Annotated in this window: 15 protein-coding genes and 1 pseudogene; 8 read left to right on the top strand and 8 right to left on the bottom strand. The window is 37.3% G+C overall.

What is annotated here, in order from left to right:
- Positions 1–501 precede the first annotated feature (501 nt).
- From ACJ9PY_RS15730 to ACJ9PY_RS15715, 4 genes are all read left to right on the top strand, one after another.
- Positions 502–1,128 (top strand): fumarylacetoacetate hydrolase family protein, encoded by a 627-nt coding sequence (locus ACJ9PY_RS15730; RefSeq protein WP_411740289.1) that lies wholly within the window; start codon positions 502–504, stop codon positions 1,126–1,128.
- Between the two features lie 252 nt (positions 1,129–1,380).
- Entirely contained in the window at positions 1,381–1,809 is a 429-nt protein-coding gene (locus ACJ9PY_RS15725; protein ID WP_034307691.1) for a MarR family winged helix-turn-helix transcriptional regulator, read from the top strand.
- Between the two features lie 610 nt (positions 1,810–2,419).
- The gene (locus ACJ9PY_RS15720) at positions 2,420–3,364 is read left to right on the top strand and encodes a sporulation protein (RefSeq protein WP_411738535.1); all 945 of its coding nucleotides are present in this window, start codon (positions 2,420–2,422) and stop codon (positions 3,362–3,364) included.
- A gap of 496 nt (positions 3,365–3,860) precedes the next feature.
- Positions 3,861–4,088: a hypothetical protein gene (locus tag ACJ9PY_RS15715; RefSeq protein WP_411738534.1), complete on the top strand. Its 228-nt coding sequence runs from the start codon at positions 3,861–3,863 to the stop codon at positions 4,086–4,088.
- 316 nt (positions 4,089–4,404) lie between these two features.
- On the opposite strand, the gene fabF is transcribed toward ACJ9PY_RS15715, so the two are convergent.
- Complete coding sequence (gene fabF / locus ACJ9PY_RS15710; RefSeq protein ID WP_098186878.1) at positions 4,405–5,640, bottom strand: beta-ketoacyl-ACP synthase II; 1,236 nt, start codon at positions 5,638–5,640, stop codon at positions 4,405–4,407.
- Positions 5,641–5,761: 121 nt separating this feature from the next.
- Here fabF and ACJ9PY_RS15705 point away from each other — a divergent pair, with 121 nt between their 5' ends.
- Positions 5,762–6,607, top strand: a complete 846-nt coding sequence (locus ACJ9PY_RS15705; RefSeq protein ID WP_063575847.1) for a helix-turn-helix transcriptional regulator — start codon at positions 5,762–5,764, stop codon at positions 6,605–6,607.
- Between the two features lie 292 nt (positions 6,608–6,899).
- On the opposite strand, the gene ACJ9PY_RS15700 is transcribed toward ACJ9PY_RS15705, so the two are convergent.
- Together ACJ9PY_RS15700 and ACJ9PY_RS15695 are read right to left on the bottom strand one after the other, a co-directional pair.
- Positions 6,900–7,607, bottom strand: a complete 708-nt coding sequence (locus tag ACJ9PY_RS15700; protein ID WP_411738533.1) for an SDR family oxidoreductase — start codon at positions 7,605–7,607, stop codon at positions 6,900–6,902.
- Positions 7,608–7,766: 159 nt separating this feature from the next.
- Positions 7,767–8,513, bottom strand: a complete 747-nt coding sequence (locus ACJ9PY_RS15695) for an SDR family oxidoreductase (RefSeq protein ID WP_268564071.1) — start codon at positions 8,511–8,513, stop codon at positions 7,767–7,769.
- Between the two features lie 181 nt (positions 8,514–8,694).
- Here ACJ9PY_RS15695 and ACJ9PY_RS15690 point away from each other — a divergent pair, with 181 nt between their 5' ends.
- The 3 genes from ACJ9PY_RS15690 to ACJ9PY_RS15680 all read left to right on the top strand — a co-directional run bounded on the left by ACJ9PY_RS15690 (position 8,695) and on the right by ACJ9PY_RS15680 (position 12,753).
- Positions 8,695–9,240, top strand: coding sequence for a TetR-like C-terminal domain-containing protein (locus tag ACJ9PY_RS15690; protein WP_063575850.1), 546 nt, complete (start codon positions 8,695–8,697; stop codon positions 9,238–9,240).
- A 153-nt stretch (positions 9,241–9,393) separates the two neighbouring features.
- The gene (locus ACJ9PY_RS15685) at positions 9,394–10,704 is read left to right on the top strand and encodes a haloacid dehalogenase-like hydrolase (RefSeq protein WP_411738532.1); all 1,311 of its coding nucleotides are present in this window, start codon (positions 9,394–9,396) and stop codon (positions 10,702–10,704) included.
- Between the two features lie 786 nt (positions 10,705–11,490).
- The gene (locus tag ACJ9PY_RS15680; RefSeq protein ID WP_411738531.1) at positions 11,491–12,753 is read left to right on the top strand and encodes a dicarboxylate/amino acid:cation symporter; all 1,263 of its coding nucleotides are present in this window, start codon (positions 11,491–11,493) and stop codon (positions 12,751–12,753) included.
- Between the two features lie 356 nt (positions 12,754–13,109).
- Here ACJ9PY_RS15680 and ACJ9PY_RS15675 read toward each other — a convergent pair.
- The 5 genes and pseudogenes from ACJ9PY_RS15675 to ACJ9PY_RS15655 all read right to left on the bottom strand — a co-directional run.
- A pseudogene (locus tag ACJ9PY_RS15675) lies at positions 13,110–13,378 on the bottom strand (IS110 family transposase); the annotation flags it as partial.
- Between the two features lie 253 nt (positions 13,379–13,631).
- A complete protein-coding gene (gene tatA, locus ACJ9PY_RS15670; RefSeq protein ID WP_034307658.1) occupies positions 13,632–13,856 on the bottom strand; it encodes a twin-arginine translocase TatA/TatE family subunit in 225 nt (74 codons plus the stop codon).
- Between the two features lie 59 nt (positions 13,857–13,915).
- Complete coding sequence (locus ACJ9PY_RS15665; protein WP_063575854.1) at positions 13,916–14,137, bottom strand: hypothetical protein; 222 nt, start codon at positions 14,135–14,137, stop codon at positions 13,916–13,918.
- Between the two features lie 121 nt (positions 14,138–14,258).
- Complete coding sequence (locus ACJ9PY_RS15660) at positions 14,259–15,428, bottom strand: ZIP family metal transporter (RefSeq protein ID WP_063575855.1); 1,170 nt, start codon at positions 15,426–15,428, stop codon at positions 14,259–14,261.
- A gap of 16 nt (positions 15,429–15,444) precedes the next feature.
- Complete coding sequence (locus tag ACJ9PY_RS15655; protein ID WP_411738530.1) at positions 15,445–16,461, bottom strand: multicopper oxidase domain-containing protein; 1,017 nt, start codon at positions 16,459–16,461, stop codon at positions 15,445–15,447.
- Between the last annotated feature and the right edge of the window lie 197 nt (positions 16,462–16,658).

Raw genomic sequence — 16,658 nt, 5'->3', positions numbered from 1 at the left:
GGGCACTCGCTTTCCGCGGGCGGTCGGCCCTCGGCTTTCGCCTGCGGGGTCTCCCCTAGACGCGCTTTTCTAAGCAGGAGTCTCGTACACCCGCTCCAATTAACTTTGTCTTGCCTTTTAGATAGAACACTTTTGCCAGGAGTCATTTTTGTTTTAAAATAGAAGTATTAAAACTTGAGGTGATGAGGATGCTGATCTCGCTGAATAGAATCATGTTTAGAAGTTGGCTCTTTTTTTGTCAAAATAAAAAATAATTATGTGTATGAATTCTTCTTCACCAATCATAGCGCATTAAGACTTCGTATTTTATCCGCAAGTTAAAATCTGGACCGCCCTAACGTCGTTTCAACATGGAATTATATTAATCATTGTATAAAAAGTCAGAAAAATATAAAATGTACTTAAATCGGAGGGCTTCTTCTTATGTCATGAGTAAGGTTTTCAAATTGTTCCACTATCATTTAAATATTTATTTCTTAAGAGAAAAGAGTGGTTTTTATGATGAAAGACATTAAAAATATCTATTGTGTAGGTCGAAACTATGCCTTGCATGCAAAAGAATTGAATAATGAAATACCAACTTCCCCTTTTTTATTTTCAAAACCGACTCATTCGCTCGTGGAGGCACACGGTCAGTCAATTACTTTGCCGAGTAATCAGGGTTCCGTTCACTTTGAAACTGAACTTGTCATACATATCGCAAAACAGTTTGAACCAGGAATGAAAGTAGATGAAATAGTAGACTCCATGGCCATTGGGTTGGATCTGACACTTAGAGATGTTCAATCACAGTTAAAACAAAAACAGCATCCTTGGCTTTTGGCTAAAGGATTCAAAAATTCGGCAGTTGTTAGTGATTTTATTTCGTTTCCAGGTGTTGAAGCATGTGAACAATTAGATTTTTCCCTTTTTAAAAATGGAGAGCGTGTACAGGTCGGGAATATTAAAGACTTACTTTTTGATTTGCAAACCATTATAGAATTTACAGCAGAGCATTTTGGGCTTGGAAAAGGAGATATAATTTATACCGGTACTCCAAGTGGCGTCGGTCCTCTTTCAGATCAGGACCAGCTTTCACTTAACTGGGGTGGAAATGAAATAGGGTCCTGTTCAGTTACAATGGGTTAAAGAAAAAAGCAGTCATTTTGACTGCTTTTTTTATGGATTAGCTCAATTTTAGACAAAAAGAAGAAACTCGTCTAAAATAACCATATAACATACGGATGGCACGCACTTTTTTTTAAAATAAGTTTAACCATTACATTATGGATTTGGTAAAATTATTTTTTATGGAGTATCTTAGAACAATTTATATGCCTTATGATAATCAATTAAAGTGCCAAATTTTAATTATATAGGATGGAACAGGGTGGAATGTGCATGAAAAACAACCAAGAAAAGAAGTATTTAGATAATTGGCTCTCGATTACAAATATTCAAATGGGCATTACGAATGAGCTGGAAAGTGCTTTGCAAAAAAATCATAACCTTTCATTAAAAGAGTTTTACGTTCTTTACTTTTTATCCAAAACAAGCGAAAAACAATTGAGGCTACAACAATTACAAGAGATGGTAGGATTAAGTCAAAGTGCTATATCCAGGCTGGTAGTCAGGCTTGAAGCAAAAAGCTGCGGCGTATTACAAAGGCAAATATGCGAAGATGATCGAAGAGGTATTTACACACGGTTAACTACATTAGGTGAAGAAAAACTACAAATATCCTTAAATACTGTTCATGAAATTCTGCACTCTGCTTTTTCAAAAGGAAACCTTCAAGAGGAATTGCAATCCTTAATCGAGAAACTATAATATGGTCCTAATATCCCTTAATAACGTGAAGTCGGTTATTTCTATATATTTTAGATAGAAATATACCTTTAGCCCAGTAAGGTAATAATGAACGGATCTGTTGTGAAAGAGAGACGTGTTTATCCGGATTTGAATGTAAGCGCATGCATTTAAGAGGGGTGGAATAGATTTGTTTTACCAGCGAGGATAAATTAGTTTAATGGCTAATAATGTTCCGGGAAATGGATATATCATAATAAAGACGAACTGTTATTTTTAAAGTATTTTCTAAACAAAAAAAATGCCAGGACGGAGGATTATTAGCTCCTGGCATTTTTTTTAGAGAGAAAATTGAACTGGCTCTTTCTTTACTTTGCCGTTTTGTTGCTGGATTTCCCCCTATATAAATTTAATAATCCATCAACAGCATCATAAAAGACGACGAACTCCATTATCAAAGGAAGATCACTTACTGCGGCAAATTATTTGAAACTATTTTCATTTTTTGACGTAATACTATCAGGGATAATTTAGAAATCTCATAAAAAACAAATGGATTTCCTGTTCTTTCTAATTACGCCCCATTATACATATAAATTCTAATATAGGTTTGACGAAGGGAAGAGGACGTATGTTTAAAAAAATCTTAGCCAGCTTTGGAAAAGGAGCTGCAACTGTAGATTTACAATGTGACAATCATAATTATCAAGCTGGAGAAAGCATTCAAGGGCAGATAGTCATTCAAGGCGGTGAGGTGGAACAGAAAATCAATCAAGTGACTGTCCGGCTGATGATGAATGTGGTATTAAACCAAGGAAGCGTTACTAAGGAAGTTGCACATATACCATTAATTAATCGAGATTGTATTCAGCCCAAAGAACGTAAGGTCATTCCTTTTCATTACGTCCTACCTGCGAATTTACCTATTTCAAGGGGAACTGTCTCATACTATCTGGATACACATCTTGATATTGAGGGCGGGGTCGACCGCAAAGATGTAGACCGGCTAGTCATCCAATCCCAGGAATCCATCACATCCATTTTTAATGCAATGGCTCAATTAGGATTTCGCGAGACAGCTGACTCAGGTAAACTCGATCAATATGGACAGGAATTTGCTTTCTTTCCCACTCAACAATTCATGGGACAAGTAAATGAAGTGGAAATGCGGTTTGCCAATGAAGAATCAGGTATCCGGGTCTGGATGGAGGTTGACTGTAAAAGCGGTTACAAGGAAATTGAAGCGAAACGAGAGTTTCTTTTAAATCAAGAAGTTCTTGAGCAAGAAGACGATCTTCATAAGCTACTTGGAAATTATATATCGGAAGCTATTGAACAGCCTCATGCTTTTACACGGCCGTTCTCTTATTCCGCAAACCATACTCATGGTCGCTCTTCCGAAATGGGAAACGCTATACCTGGAATGGTTGGTGGATTAGCAGTGGGTGTTTTAGGGACTATGTTATTCACTGAGATGATGGAAGGTTTTGATATGGAGGAGATGTTTGAAGAAGCAACAGAGGAATTTGATGGGGGATTTGATTCATTTTTTGATAATGGGGATGGGGAATCCTAAAAATAATTAGGGTATGTTATAAAATAAAAAAAGGCGCACTAATCAGTTCTTGAGTAAGAATTAGTAAACAAGCGTTACTTACTTTGATCAGTAAGTAACGCTTGTTTTATTGTTGTTTTTATAAGCCAGGAAGAGAACATTTAATAGTGCACTTGCTTCCTATTGCGCTCCGATTCCCCCTTAATCCTCCTATATTTGGAAAAGTTTTATCCATCAGACTAAAATCTCCGTTCTCCTTTCCCGGAACAGTTCACTAAAAACGAAGTCATATCTAGCCGATTGTGATAAAGGATTAGGTGAAGATCATGAAGGAAAATGAAGAAGTGATGGAGAAAAATATGAATGTTCAACTATGATAACCACAAAGTTAATGGAATTGACATTCTTTCATCTTCTGAAAATAGCCCTTCGTTTTTTGGTTTGGCATGAAAAAAATGAATAAACAATCATATAAGGCTAATTCTATAGACAAGAATGTTAAAAAGGAGATTACATCGTGAAGCCATATGAAATAAAAAATATGATTATTGATGACGAGTTTAATGGTGAAGAATCGGTTACAGCTGACTTTACTCACAATGATAAAGATTATAGCATTACTTTAAAAAAAGAAGATCTTGAAATAATTAATGCATGGGTTTTTGAGGATGGTTCATCTCTTCCTGCAAACTTATCAGGTACTCTCATTGAATCATTAAGAGAAGATATTAAAAAGAGAATCTAGTCATTGGCACTAAATCTTTTTTTGTCATTTTCTTAATCGAAGAAAAATGTAGCCTTGTTTATATGGATGATAAAAGATAATGAAAAATTATTGCTTGTGGTGCAATACCAATAAGAGTATTAATATGTTTTACTTCAGAAAACTTGTGGACAAGGAATTCTAACTGTTTTGTTTACTAAATTAGTTAGTATAGCTAAAAATATTTAAAAAATATGGCTTTCTGAATAAGAAAAAAACCTTAATCGAAGAAAAAGTCCCAATGCGCTAACTAAAGGTACTATTGAGGACTTTAATAAAAATACGAGTGAAAGTTAATTCACTCGTACTTTTTTAAAACGATAGCTGCATTATGACCTCCAAAACCAAATGAATTGGATAGACCAGTACTTATTTTCACTTTCCGAGCAACACCTGGTACATAATCTAAATCACATAATGAATCAGGCTTTTCTAAGTTGATGGTTGGAGGAATAATTCCTTCCTTTAAACTTTTTGCCAAAGCAATTGCTTCCACGCCTCCAGCTGCTCCTAACATATGACCTAGCATAGATTTATTAGCTGTTATTGGGATTTGATAAGCTTTTGATTCAAATAGCTTTTTAATCGCTAGTGTCTCAGATAGATCTCCCACTTCTGTACTTGTTGCATGTGCGCTAATAACATCAATCTCTTCTGGAGAAACATTTGCGTTTTTCAAAGCCATTTTCATTGCAAGGTAGGCTCCTTTTCCTTCTGGGTGTGTAGCTACCATATGATAGGCATCAGAACTTGCACCATACCCTATGACTTCAGCATAAATCTTTGCATCTCTGCGTAAAGCGTGAGATAAAGATTCCAAGATTAAAATTCCTGCTCCTTCCGACATGACAAATCCATCTCGATTTACATCAAAAGGACGGCTAGCTTTAGCTGGATTATCGTTTCTCGTTGATAATGCTGTAGCATTACCAAAACTAGCTAGTGATAAATCTGTAATAGCTGCCTCTGCTCCTCCAGCAAAAACGGCATCAGCTTCTCCAAAGCGAATAAGCCTGAATGCTTCACCAATAGCGGTATTTCCGATTGCACAAGCAGAAACAGGTGACATAGTAGGTCCCATTGCGTTCCATTTGATACTAATTTGGGCTGCGGCAGCATTAGAAATCATGGCTGGTACCAGGGTTGGACTGACTCTTCTTGGACCTTTCTCTCGAAGAGTATCCACATTTTCAATCAATGTTTCAATTCCTCCTATCCCCGAACCAACATATACGCCAAGTCTTTCTAGATTGATATCATCAATATCTAATTTAGAATCAGTCCAAGCTTGTTCAGCAGCAGCCAAAGCAAATTGGGAAAAGCGATCTAGACGTCGGGCTTCATTTTTTCCTAAAGTATCATCTGCATTAAAATCACGAATAATTCCAGCAATTTTTGCTTTATGGTTGCTCACATCAAATGTATCAATAGAGGAAATGCCTGACTTACCTTCAGTCAGATTTCTCCAAAATTTTTCTACGTTGTTTCCAATAGGAGAGACTACTCCCATTCCGGTAATAACGACTCTTTCCATTTTTCATCACCCCAAATGAATAGTATACTCGTATTATACTTCAGGGTTATCCTATTACAAGTGAGCGTTTATCCTGGTATAATAACTACCCGGTTAAATGGTTATGATGGAGGGTTTAGAAATGAATGATAAAACCAGACTTGAAGCTTTGTCTACATTTTTGAAAACGAAGCGATCCCAAATTAAGCCTGAATCTATAGGTATACCTGCTGGTACACGGAGAAGAACACCTGGCTTACGAAGAGAAGAAGTTGCACATTTGGCGGGAGTTAGTACTACTTGGTATACGTGGCTAGAGCAAGGTCGGGATATAAAGGTCTCTACAAGCGTATTGGATTGCATATCTACAGCTCTGCAATTAAATAATGATGAACGAGAGTATCTATATGATTTAGCTTTAGAAGTGAAATCATCCATTATTCATCGAAAGAAGGATCAGCCAAAACTTAGTCCTTCTTTGGAAAGAATTTTAGCGGAGTTAACGTATTGCCCTACTATCATTACAGATCGACATTGTCATATTGTAGGCTGGAACAATGCTGCCGCTCACGTATTTCTAGATTTTGAACAACTTCCTGATGACCAAAGAAATTTGATCCATCTATTATTTACAAGAAAAGAATTAAAATCATTAGCTGTGAATTGGGAGCATTTTGTTAAAGGATTTCTTTCCATTTTTCGTGCCTATTATGGTCACTACTTAGGTGATGAGTGGTATAACCTATTTATTAAAGAAATGAGTGATTCTCATCCGGAATTTCAATCTTTATGGCAAGAAAGTCAAGTGAGTAAAGCTCCAGAAATGATGATTGAATTTAGACATGCCAAAGCCGGTAAGATGCTGTTTAATTTAACTTCTCTCCAAGTCCAGGGGGACATGGACCTAAGATGCAGTATCTATACACCAGTAGAGGGAACAGCTACGGAAGATAAATTAAAAACGATTTATGAAAAAAATCTCGATTGAAAGTTAATAAACCAGCATATCTACAGTCTATGAAATAATACTCGCAAAATACTTCAACTAAGGTGCTTTACTTCAATAAGGCAGGTTGCTGAGGCAGCCTTTTTCATATGGCACGAACGGGACAGTTTAGTTTAGGGATATTTCTTCATCAAATTATAGAAAAATCCGGTTATCCTAGTTAGGCAAAGGAAAACCGGATTTTTTCTTTAATTGGTTCTAAAGCAATAACAATTGCAAAAGATGGTTTCATCGAACCAGCTTTAACACCAAATAATTTGCTCATGAAGTATTGCTACCAATCGATTCGTTTTCCATCTTTGAAGAATCCCCCGTTAGGTCCTTCAGCTCCAGTAGTAGCTAACCAAAGGATAGATTCAGCAGCTTGCTCAGGAGTTCTTGGAGCAGATGGTCCCCCCATATCTGTACTTACCCATCCCGGGTCGACCGCATTTATTTTGATATCAGATTTGATTTCTACAGCTATTAATTGTGTCAATCCATTCAGGGCAAATTTGGACATTTTATAAGCCCCTACTCCTGGATATGATATTTCGCTCATTGCCCCATATTCTGAGGAAACATTGATGATTCTCCCATAGCCTTGTTTTTCCATGAGGGGAATAAAGGAACGGATCATATGGTAAACTCCAAAGAAATTGGTTGCCATTGTATTCTCTAAAATTGATGGATCCATATTCAATAATCGTTTATTCTCATCCAGATACACGCCAGCATTATTAATCAATACGTCTAATCTTCCATACTTCTCATTTATTGCTACCGCAGCTTGATGGATGCTTTCTTGATTATTGACATCTATCGACACAAACGAAACGTCCAGATTTGACTCCCTAAGTTGTTGTATCGCTTTATGACCCATCTCCGGATCCCGACTTGACAAAATAACCTTAAAACCTATCAAAGCTAATTGTTTGACCAATTCATATCCAATTCCTCTATTTCCGCCTGTGACAAGTGCAACTTTCGTATCCTTTGACATATTAATTCCTCCATTTTTCGGATAATAATTTTGAGAGAGGAGATTTCTCCAGTTAAAGCCTGTAAACATCCCGAGAAGAAATTGAAAGGCTGTCAAGATCTTCTCGACAGCCTAAATTTCAGAAAATGAATAGCTCTTAGTTTTATCTTCCTTTTATTATTACCAAGGTTGACTTGTTGGTCCAATTGTAAACTCATTAATGTTCGTATCTTCTGGCTGATCAATAGCGAATGCCACAATATTGGCAACTCTATCAGGTGTAATACCATATTGTTCGTACAGCGCAGTCATACCTTCTGAAATATTCTTATCAGTAATCGTATCCAGCAATTCCGTGTTGATCGCTGCTGGATAAATAGTTGCTGTGCGGATGTTAGTACCTTCTTGGGCAGATTCCATACGCAAAACTTCCATTAAATCACGAACAGCCCATTTTGTTGCTCCATAAACAGCACCGCCTGGGTATGCTTTAAGCCCAGCTACTGATGACGTAGTGATGACATGTCCAGACTTTTGCGAAGTAAATGTTGGCAATACTGCTGCAATACCATTCAATACACCTTTAATATTAACGTCAACCATGCTATTCCACTCGTCAGTTTTTAATTCGGAAAGTGGTGAATTAGGCATTAGTCCAGCGTTCAAGAAGATTACATCAACACCGCCAAAAGTGTCTTTAGCTAGTTGAACAAGCTGCTGACTATCATCTGGGTTAACGACATCTGTGACGCGATAAGCCACTTGACCACCGTTCGATCTAATTTCTTCAGCTAATTTCGCTAAACGCTCTTCACGTCTTGCGCCAAGTACAACTTTTGCACCTTTTTCAGCTAACAGCTTAGCTGTTGCTTCCCCAATACCTGAACTTGCGCCTGTAATTACAACCACTTTGTTTTCAATTGTCATTTCGTTTCATCCTTTCATGTAAAATAAAACTACAATTGATGTTTTCTCGACATCTGTCTATAATTTAAAATATAAATTTAAACAAAACAAGGCATATAAATCGTTAATTTAATCAGTTTTGTTGTTTAAACAACAAATCAATAAAAATTGTTGACTATCTCAAGGAAAGAATGGTGTTAATATGGCAAAAGTGGATAGAAGAATTGTAAGAACTCAAGAAGCAATTAAGAAAGCATTTCTTGAATTGATGTCTGAAAAAAATTTTGATAGCATGACCATTCAGGATATTTCTGACAGGGCAAATATTAACCGTGCAACTGTTTATCTCCATTACTTGGATAAATTTGATCTGTTGGATAAAATCATAGAAGAACATATCAATAACATGGTTAACCTTTGTGAATCGGAAGCTGAAATGGATTGGATTGAATCGACTGTACACTGCATGGAATATCTTGAACGTAATTATTTATTTTTTTCGACGATGTTGGCAAGTGAGGGAGCTCCGTACTTTCGCAGCCGGTTTGTTCAGCATAATATCGAAGAGTTCAAAAAAGACGTGGATATAACAAAAGGAAAAAATTTTGGTCAAAGTGAAGATGTAGTTGTCGAATTTGTGGCAAATGCTTATGTAGGTGTAGTGGAATGGTGGTTAAAAAATGGCATGCCTTATCCACCGGAGGAAATGGCAGAGAAGGTAGGGGACTTATTAGAGAGGATTTTATAGAAAATGTTAAGAATTACAAATAAATATTTGACTATTCTGGAAATTATTGATAATATTTACGCATAAAAGAATCAATCGGCAATGGCGCCTGTTTCAATAGCTAATAACGAGCTATTGGGCAGGCGTCTTTTGCATTTTTCAGGGGGGGATAATATGAATAATAGAACCAAATTAAAGGCTCTATTTGGCATGATTATTATTTGCTTGTTTTTGTCTGCTTCCTTAGGAGCGGCTGCAAGCGGAAATGCAGTTTCGACTGAGCAAAAAAGGGAGGGCAACTGTATTCAAGTGTTGGATAAAGGAAAATGGGCTCCTGACACCTATAAGTCTGTTAAAAACCTAATTGATAAGCATGGTGCTGGAAGTACAGCATACGATCCAAAACGAAAACCTTATGTTGTTTTTGATTGGGATCATACGAGCATCATGAATGATACGGAGGAGGCCCTCTTTCTTTATCAAATTGATCACTTGGCATATAACATGCAACCGGAAGAGTTTTATGAAGTGATCAAAAAGAATGTGCCGAATGGACCCTTTTCACACGAGTTTAAAAACCTTCAGGGAGATGCAGTCACTCTCAAGCAAATCGCCGAGGATCTGAAACGCGATTACGAATTTCTTTATTCCAACTATAATGGGATGAATGGAAAAGAGCGGTTAGAAACGCTACATTCAACTGATCGATTTAAAGATTTTAAAGCGAAAATGTACTTTCTGTATGAAGCCATTGGGGAAACATACGGTGTTGAAATCGGATATCCATGGGTGCTTTATTTATTTGCGAACATGTCGACCGAAGAAGTTCAGCAGCTTGCAGAGGCTTCAAATGATTATAACTTAGGGGCGGGAATGGCATCGGTGACGCTTATAAGTCCTGTGTCCATGTTAGGAAAAGCCGGTACAGTTGAAGTTACCTATACAACAGGACTGCGTCTGGCCTCGGAAATCGCAAACTTAATGCATACTTTTATGGAGAATGGGATTGACGTTTATGTTATTTCGGCTTCGATGGAAGAGGTGGTGGAGGTATTTTCGTCAAATCCAAAATACGGCTACAACCTTCCAAAGGAAAATGTCTTTGGGATGAGATTAAAAAAGAAGGAAGGAATTACTCAAGCAGAATATGAAGACAATTGGCCGATCACTGCTCGAGAAGGTAAGGTGGAAGTGATCGAACACGCCATCTCCAAAACGCGGGGGGGATACGGTCCGATATTCGTAGCTGGAGACAGCAGTACAGATTATGAAATGCTGACAATTAAGAGTTTGAAACTAGGTTTAATTATCAACCGCCTCAAAACAGGTGATATCGGCAAGCTTTCGAAAACAGCTGCAGAACGTATGGGCAAAAACAACCCGAAATATGTTCTCCAAGGAAGAAATGAGAATACAGGCTTATGGATACCGACTGAATACACGATCAAGCTTGGGTCAAATGAAGAAAAATTGTTGGCGAATTAAAAAGATTCGTCCCAGCAGATTCAGTCAAACTGGGAGTATAAACTAAAGATTGATGATGGCATCTTAGACTCGCTTTTATACATTCAAGTTTCCGAAACATATCCAAAATCAGTGTAAATCATGCACCCTATTTCCATTAAGCCATATTAAATGAAGATAAATCTTCTACTCTCATTTAGTAAACATAAAGTATTTTTGGTTTTACATCTTGAAGAATTTAATCAAATTCGGTAGCAAACAAGCGTATTTATATAAATTCTGAATCTCCTCCTAATCTAGTGGATTGCCGGTTACCCTATTTCTCCTTGTAGTGTCACAGCTTCGCTAGTTATATGAGATCTACGTCCCAACCAGCCTAATCATGTTTCTACAAGCAGGGGCAAACAGTTTAGTTGACGGGGTTTATCCCACGAGCAGGTACGTTTTGCCACGGCTACCGTTTTAATAAAACCATATAAAAAATGGTCAACCAGAAATATTTTCTGGCTGACCTTATACGAACGGGAGCGTTAGCTGATTAAGGAACAATTAAAAATGTAAACGGGATTAATAATTTATTCTTATAACTTTATAGTAATTCAGTATTTTACTGAATCGCGAATAGGTGATACAGTTTTTTTATATTTACAAATATTTTTAAAAGGAGGTTATATATGGAATATACAGAAACGATTTTTAAAAGCTATTTCTTCTTTCTCTTTCAATAGTCAAATGAGAAAGGAATGATCTATTTATTGACATATTGTGTGATGAGGCTATTAATCTTTCGTTCAGGGAGGACAACCTATGAAAAAGTTTTTTGCTTTTCAAGTTTTAATTGCATTGTTTATTGGAGCACTTATCGGACATTTTTTTCCTGAACTTGGCCAATCCTTAAGACCAATTGGCGACGCTTTTATTCATCTTATTAAAATGATTGTTGTGCCTATTGTTTTCACTACCATTGTCATTGGGTCATCGGGCGACGGAAACATGAAAAAAATGGGTTCATTAGGACTTAAAACAATTATATGGTTTGAATTTATTACCACTCTGATTCTAGGTATAGGTCTTTTACTTGTTAACATTCTAAAGCCTGGTGCTGGGCTTAATTTGTCCCACCTCGCTCAAAAGGATATCACACAATTAAATGAAAGCGTTACCAAAGTTGTCGATTTTAAAACGATGCTTGTTAACATCATTCCAAGCAACATTGTTGATGCGATGGCAAAAAGTGATTTATTAGCTGTTATATTCTTCGCTATTTTATTTGGTGCAGCTGCTGGAGCAATTGGCAAAAAGTCAGAGCCGGCAATGAAGTTTATGGAATCAGTTGCAAATATCATGTTTAAACTGACACAAATGGTCATGGTAACCGCTCCGATTGGTGTACTCTCTCTCATGGCAGCCTCTGTAGGTCAGTATGGTATTACCCTTTTAATCCCTATGGCAAAGTTGATTGGGGTTGTGTATCTTGGGCTTGCTATTGTTATTTTCGTTCTGTTTCCAATAATTGCTTGGTTCTTGAAGATTTCTTACTTTAAAGTGTTTCGAATGGTATGGGATTTGTTCCTTATCGCTTTTTCTACAACAAGTACAGAAACCATTCTGCCTCAGTTAATGGATCGAATGGAAGCATACGGTTGTTCGAAACGTGTTGTTTCATTCGTTATTCCTTCTGGGCTATCACTGAATTGTGATGGTTCGACATTGTACCTTTCTGTTTGCTCTATTTTCCTAGCACAGGCATATGGCATCCCAATGGATTTTGGCCAACAGTTGATTGTAATGGGGGTTCTTGTTGCAACCTCAAAAGGAATTGCTGCTGTTCCATCCGGTTCGCTAGTTGTCCTTTTAGCTACCGCCTCAGCAGTAGGGCTTCCTGCAGAAGGCGTCGCAATTATAGCAGGCATTGACCGTGTGCTGGATATGGCACGTACAGCTTGTAATACTCCTGGACATGTTCTCGCTTGTATTGTGGTTTCGAAGTGGGAAAAAGAGTTCCGTCAGGAAGAATGGAAGGCTCAAACCGAACAGTCAAGCATTCGGCAGGTACCACCAACATTTTGATGATACGTTAAGCAGTATCATTACATCAGAAGAATTGGGAAAAGCAATGATACAAGTAGCAAGGACTGGATATTCTCGCCCCATTGTTGAAAGTCATGAGTTAAAACTAATGATGGGGTCTGACACATATTATGATTAGTCATCTTGAAGACTTTTTTTGAATTGTATTGCTGTTGGGTGGGTGAAGAAACTGGGAAGCGAGAAGGTGAGATAACTTTGGGAATCAATGGCTTTGACATTGATCAGGAAAAACGTTTGTGAAAGAACACTGCGTTAGTTTAAATCGGAGCTGCCTTTAAGGCAGCTTTTTCTTTATGCAACTATCGGGGCAGATTACCGTTTTTGTTCATTATGACTAACCATTTTGATAGATTCAGCCAGTAATGAATTCCCACGATGGCGGTGTCTAAACGGTTTATTCGTTTAAGTTCTTTGATCGAACTTAGAAATTTAGTAAACCCCTCATCGTTATTTTCAAAGGTTAGAGGATGACCGACCAAATTCCTCGATAGTTAACAGCTCAAGCAACATGAAATTGTTGTGCAATATCAATTCCTACATCAAGATGACGATTCGTGATTCTTTCAATTAGTTGATTTTGTTTGTTTTGCATTTTAAAATTCATAGAGCTTTCTCCTTAAGATGAGTTTTGGTTTGTGTGTACTCTCATCATTATTCAAGAAAAAGGTGTAATTCTTCATTAAGAAAAACTAACAAAGTCGATTCCTTAATGTAAAGGAGATCGACTTTTTATGTTGGAATTCTTTTAGCGTATAAAATTTTAGAAATAGGCTGTATAGTTTGCTAAGACCGTTTGTAAACGTAATACTTTTTTGTTGATATTCTAAAAATCAAAAAGCCGGAACAATTTTTAATTCTTAGGCATCACCTGATTTATCCTGCTTCTTTTCAACAGTCGTTAACTCAGGATTTTCCCCTTCTCCTTTATCTTCATCAGATACTAATCCCTTGGTTGCACCCTTGAATTCAGTTAAAGTACGTCCAAAGGCTCTACCGATTTCCGGCAGCTTTTTAGGTCCAAAAATAATCAAGGCAATGACAAGTATTAAAATTAAACCTGGTATACCTATACTTTGAAACATAATACTTCCCCCAAGTAATTAAATTTTGTAATTCCTTTTAGATCATTTTTAGAATAACTTCAGTAAAAAAAATCGTTTAAATCCATATTCTTATCAAGTTTTTTTAAGCCCTGATTTATTTTGATTACCGTTGAAATTTTTGGTCGATAGTTCGGATCGCTACATAATTTTGAAATTGTACCTCTACTTATATTTGATGCTCTTTCTAACTCTAATTCATATAGGTCTTTTTGTTTATCCACCCATCTACCAAAATTACTTCTTTTTTTCCCAAGTCTCATTACCAATTACGCTCTTTTTAATTAGTTTAAGCAGCGTTGGTTAATTTTTAATTCAACAATGTTGAACAGCTCTACCAAGTTCGGGAATTGTTTATGGGTCCAAACAAGATTAAGGCATCCCTTAAAATTTCACGAAAAATGCAGTAAAGTACATGATTAATAGTCCAATCGCGAAACCAGAAAGGTTTAACCATGAAACAGATGCTTCATTATGTTTTCTATGATCTTCAATGAGCATTTTTGTTATTACATAAATTACTTGAAGAATGGCCCCTGCTCCAATACCAAGGAATAAAGCTCCCCAAATTGGTGAGAAGATGAATCCGCCCACCCATGTACCCGCAATGGCGGGTGCACCTGCGATAACTCCAAGTAATAGAAAGTCTCTAAAACGAGGTGTGGCCTTTAATAAAGGAGCAGCAATTCCAATCCCTTCCGTGATGTTGTGAAGGGTAAACCCTACGATTAAAAAGGTTCCTAAAGCAGCTTCACCTAGTGCAAAGGAAGAACCAATTGCCAAACCTTCTCCAAAGTTATGAAGGCCAATTCCGGTAGCCATTAACAAAGCCAGACCAAAAGGGGAATATCCTTTCCTTTCTTGTTTTCTTTGTTGATACTGATCAAAGCCGATCAATAATAAAAAGGTTAAGGAAGCTCCAATTATGACAACCATATTCCCCTGAAAGACAGAAGGTGCTTCTGCACCAATTTCAAATCCATCAGCCAGAGTCCCGACAAATAAGAATAAAAGGAGCCCAACGGTAAGCGCAAGAATCCCATTTATAGATTTTCGTGAGAAACGTTTCATAAATGGATACCATAACAACCCCAATGTGATCGGGACAATTCCAACGTAAAATCCGATTAAGCCGTAATTAAGAAAGTTGCTCCAGTTGGTTTCTGGAGTGAGTGTGGCAGCTGCAACTTCACCTTCCGTGATAATGCCATTCTCTGTGATTAACTTAATGGTATGTGGATCACCTTCCACCCATGGGTAAGAGATGGTCACCTTTCCCTCATCAAATCGTTTAAGTTTTCCTTGAGGAGAGACATTATAATTCCACACCGAATCATTAACCATCACTTGAGAAATCGTTAAGGGTTTAGGTCCCGTATTACTAACAGATAATTCGAAACCGATTTTAGTTACCTTGATGCGTTCAATGTTCAAGACTTCTATCGGTGCTGCAGGATCTTTTTCTACACCTGCTCCATTCATTAGCACCCATCCTAGCACCCCTATAAGTAATACTAACGGTATTAAAACAGTAATTAGCCATTTTCCCTTCATAATTATCCCTCCTTTTTTATTCGACCTCAAAGAATCCCATCCAGCCTAACTCAGCAAATTCACTTACATGGGCATGGAACATATATGTTCCCTTGTATGGAAATCGAACTTCAATAATTCCACGTTCTCCCTGACATTGCATGATGGTATCAGTGAACTGAGAGGGGTTATCGTTTCTCCCGGTTGGATAATACGTAAAGTAATTCGCATGCAAGTGAAACGAATTTAATAAGTCGAATTCTGTTAGATTACTTAGATAGATCCTTACGAGTTGATCTTTTTTGATTTTAATAGGGTGATTCATAAATGCGAAGGCATAGCCATTCACCGTATAAAACTCGTTTTCGCCGTCTAAATCCAAATCAAATCCATTCATAACCATGTTTAACTCTAATGCCGGTTCTCTTGGCTTCTTTGGATCAATAATAAAATTACCGTATAGGCCTTTATGAATATGGCGGGCTAGGGGGAGCACATGGCAATGATAAATTTGTAATCCGTAAGGCTTCGCTTCAAATTCGTACGTGAATTTCTGTCCAGGATAAATAGAAGTTAAACCGTCCATCTCTGGAGGATGAATTCCGTGAAAATGAATAGAGTGGGGATGGCTGCCCTGATTAATAAAGTGAAACCGCAAAAAGTCCCCCTCGGTACAACGAAAAGAAGGCCCTGGAATTGTTCCATTATAAGTCCAGCCTGGAAATTTAATTCCTTTGGCAATTTCGATTTCCTTATCAATTGCCACGACTTCATATTCCCGGAGTGTTTGACCGTTGGGCAGCTTGGTAACGTTTCCATAATCAAACTCAGTAAGGAGCCGTTCTGCCATTTTATAACCTGTGGTTTTTGTTTTATCACTCATATTTGCATGATTGGAATGATTGCCATTCTTGTGAGACGAATTATTGGATGCCTGAGCCATAGTTGGAAATTGTGCCATTTTATTTAAGTAATAAGATCCAGCTACTCCAAACGCACCTGCAGTCCCCATCTTTAAAATATCTCTGCGGGAAACCTTTTTCTCATCAGTCATTACTTGACCCCCTTCTAAAAAGTTTCCTTAAGGAAACTTTTTGTTGTATAAGCTATACTTTAAGGTAAGTACAAGTTTGATGTCAACTCTTTTTTCAGAATACTTCGTATACGATGATAAGCAAGTATGGATCTGGAAAGGTGGATGAACTAAGATCCATCCGGACGGTTACAGACGATATATTGCTGCAAAAAGGG

Origin of the sequence: Peribacillus sp. S4, assembly GCF_046715815.1 — a bacterium.
In the GTDB taxonomy this organism is placed as follows: Bacteria; Bacillota; Bacilli; order Bacillales; family DSM-1321; genus Peribacillus; species Peribacillus frigoritolerans.
The sequence above is the reverse complement of the archived record's forward strand: the minus strand, read 5'-3'. Positions and strand labels throughout refer to the sequence as shown.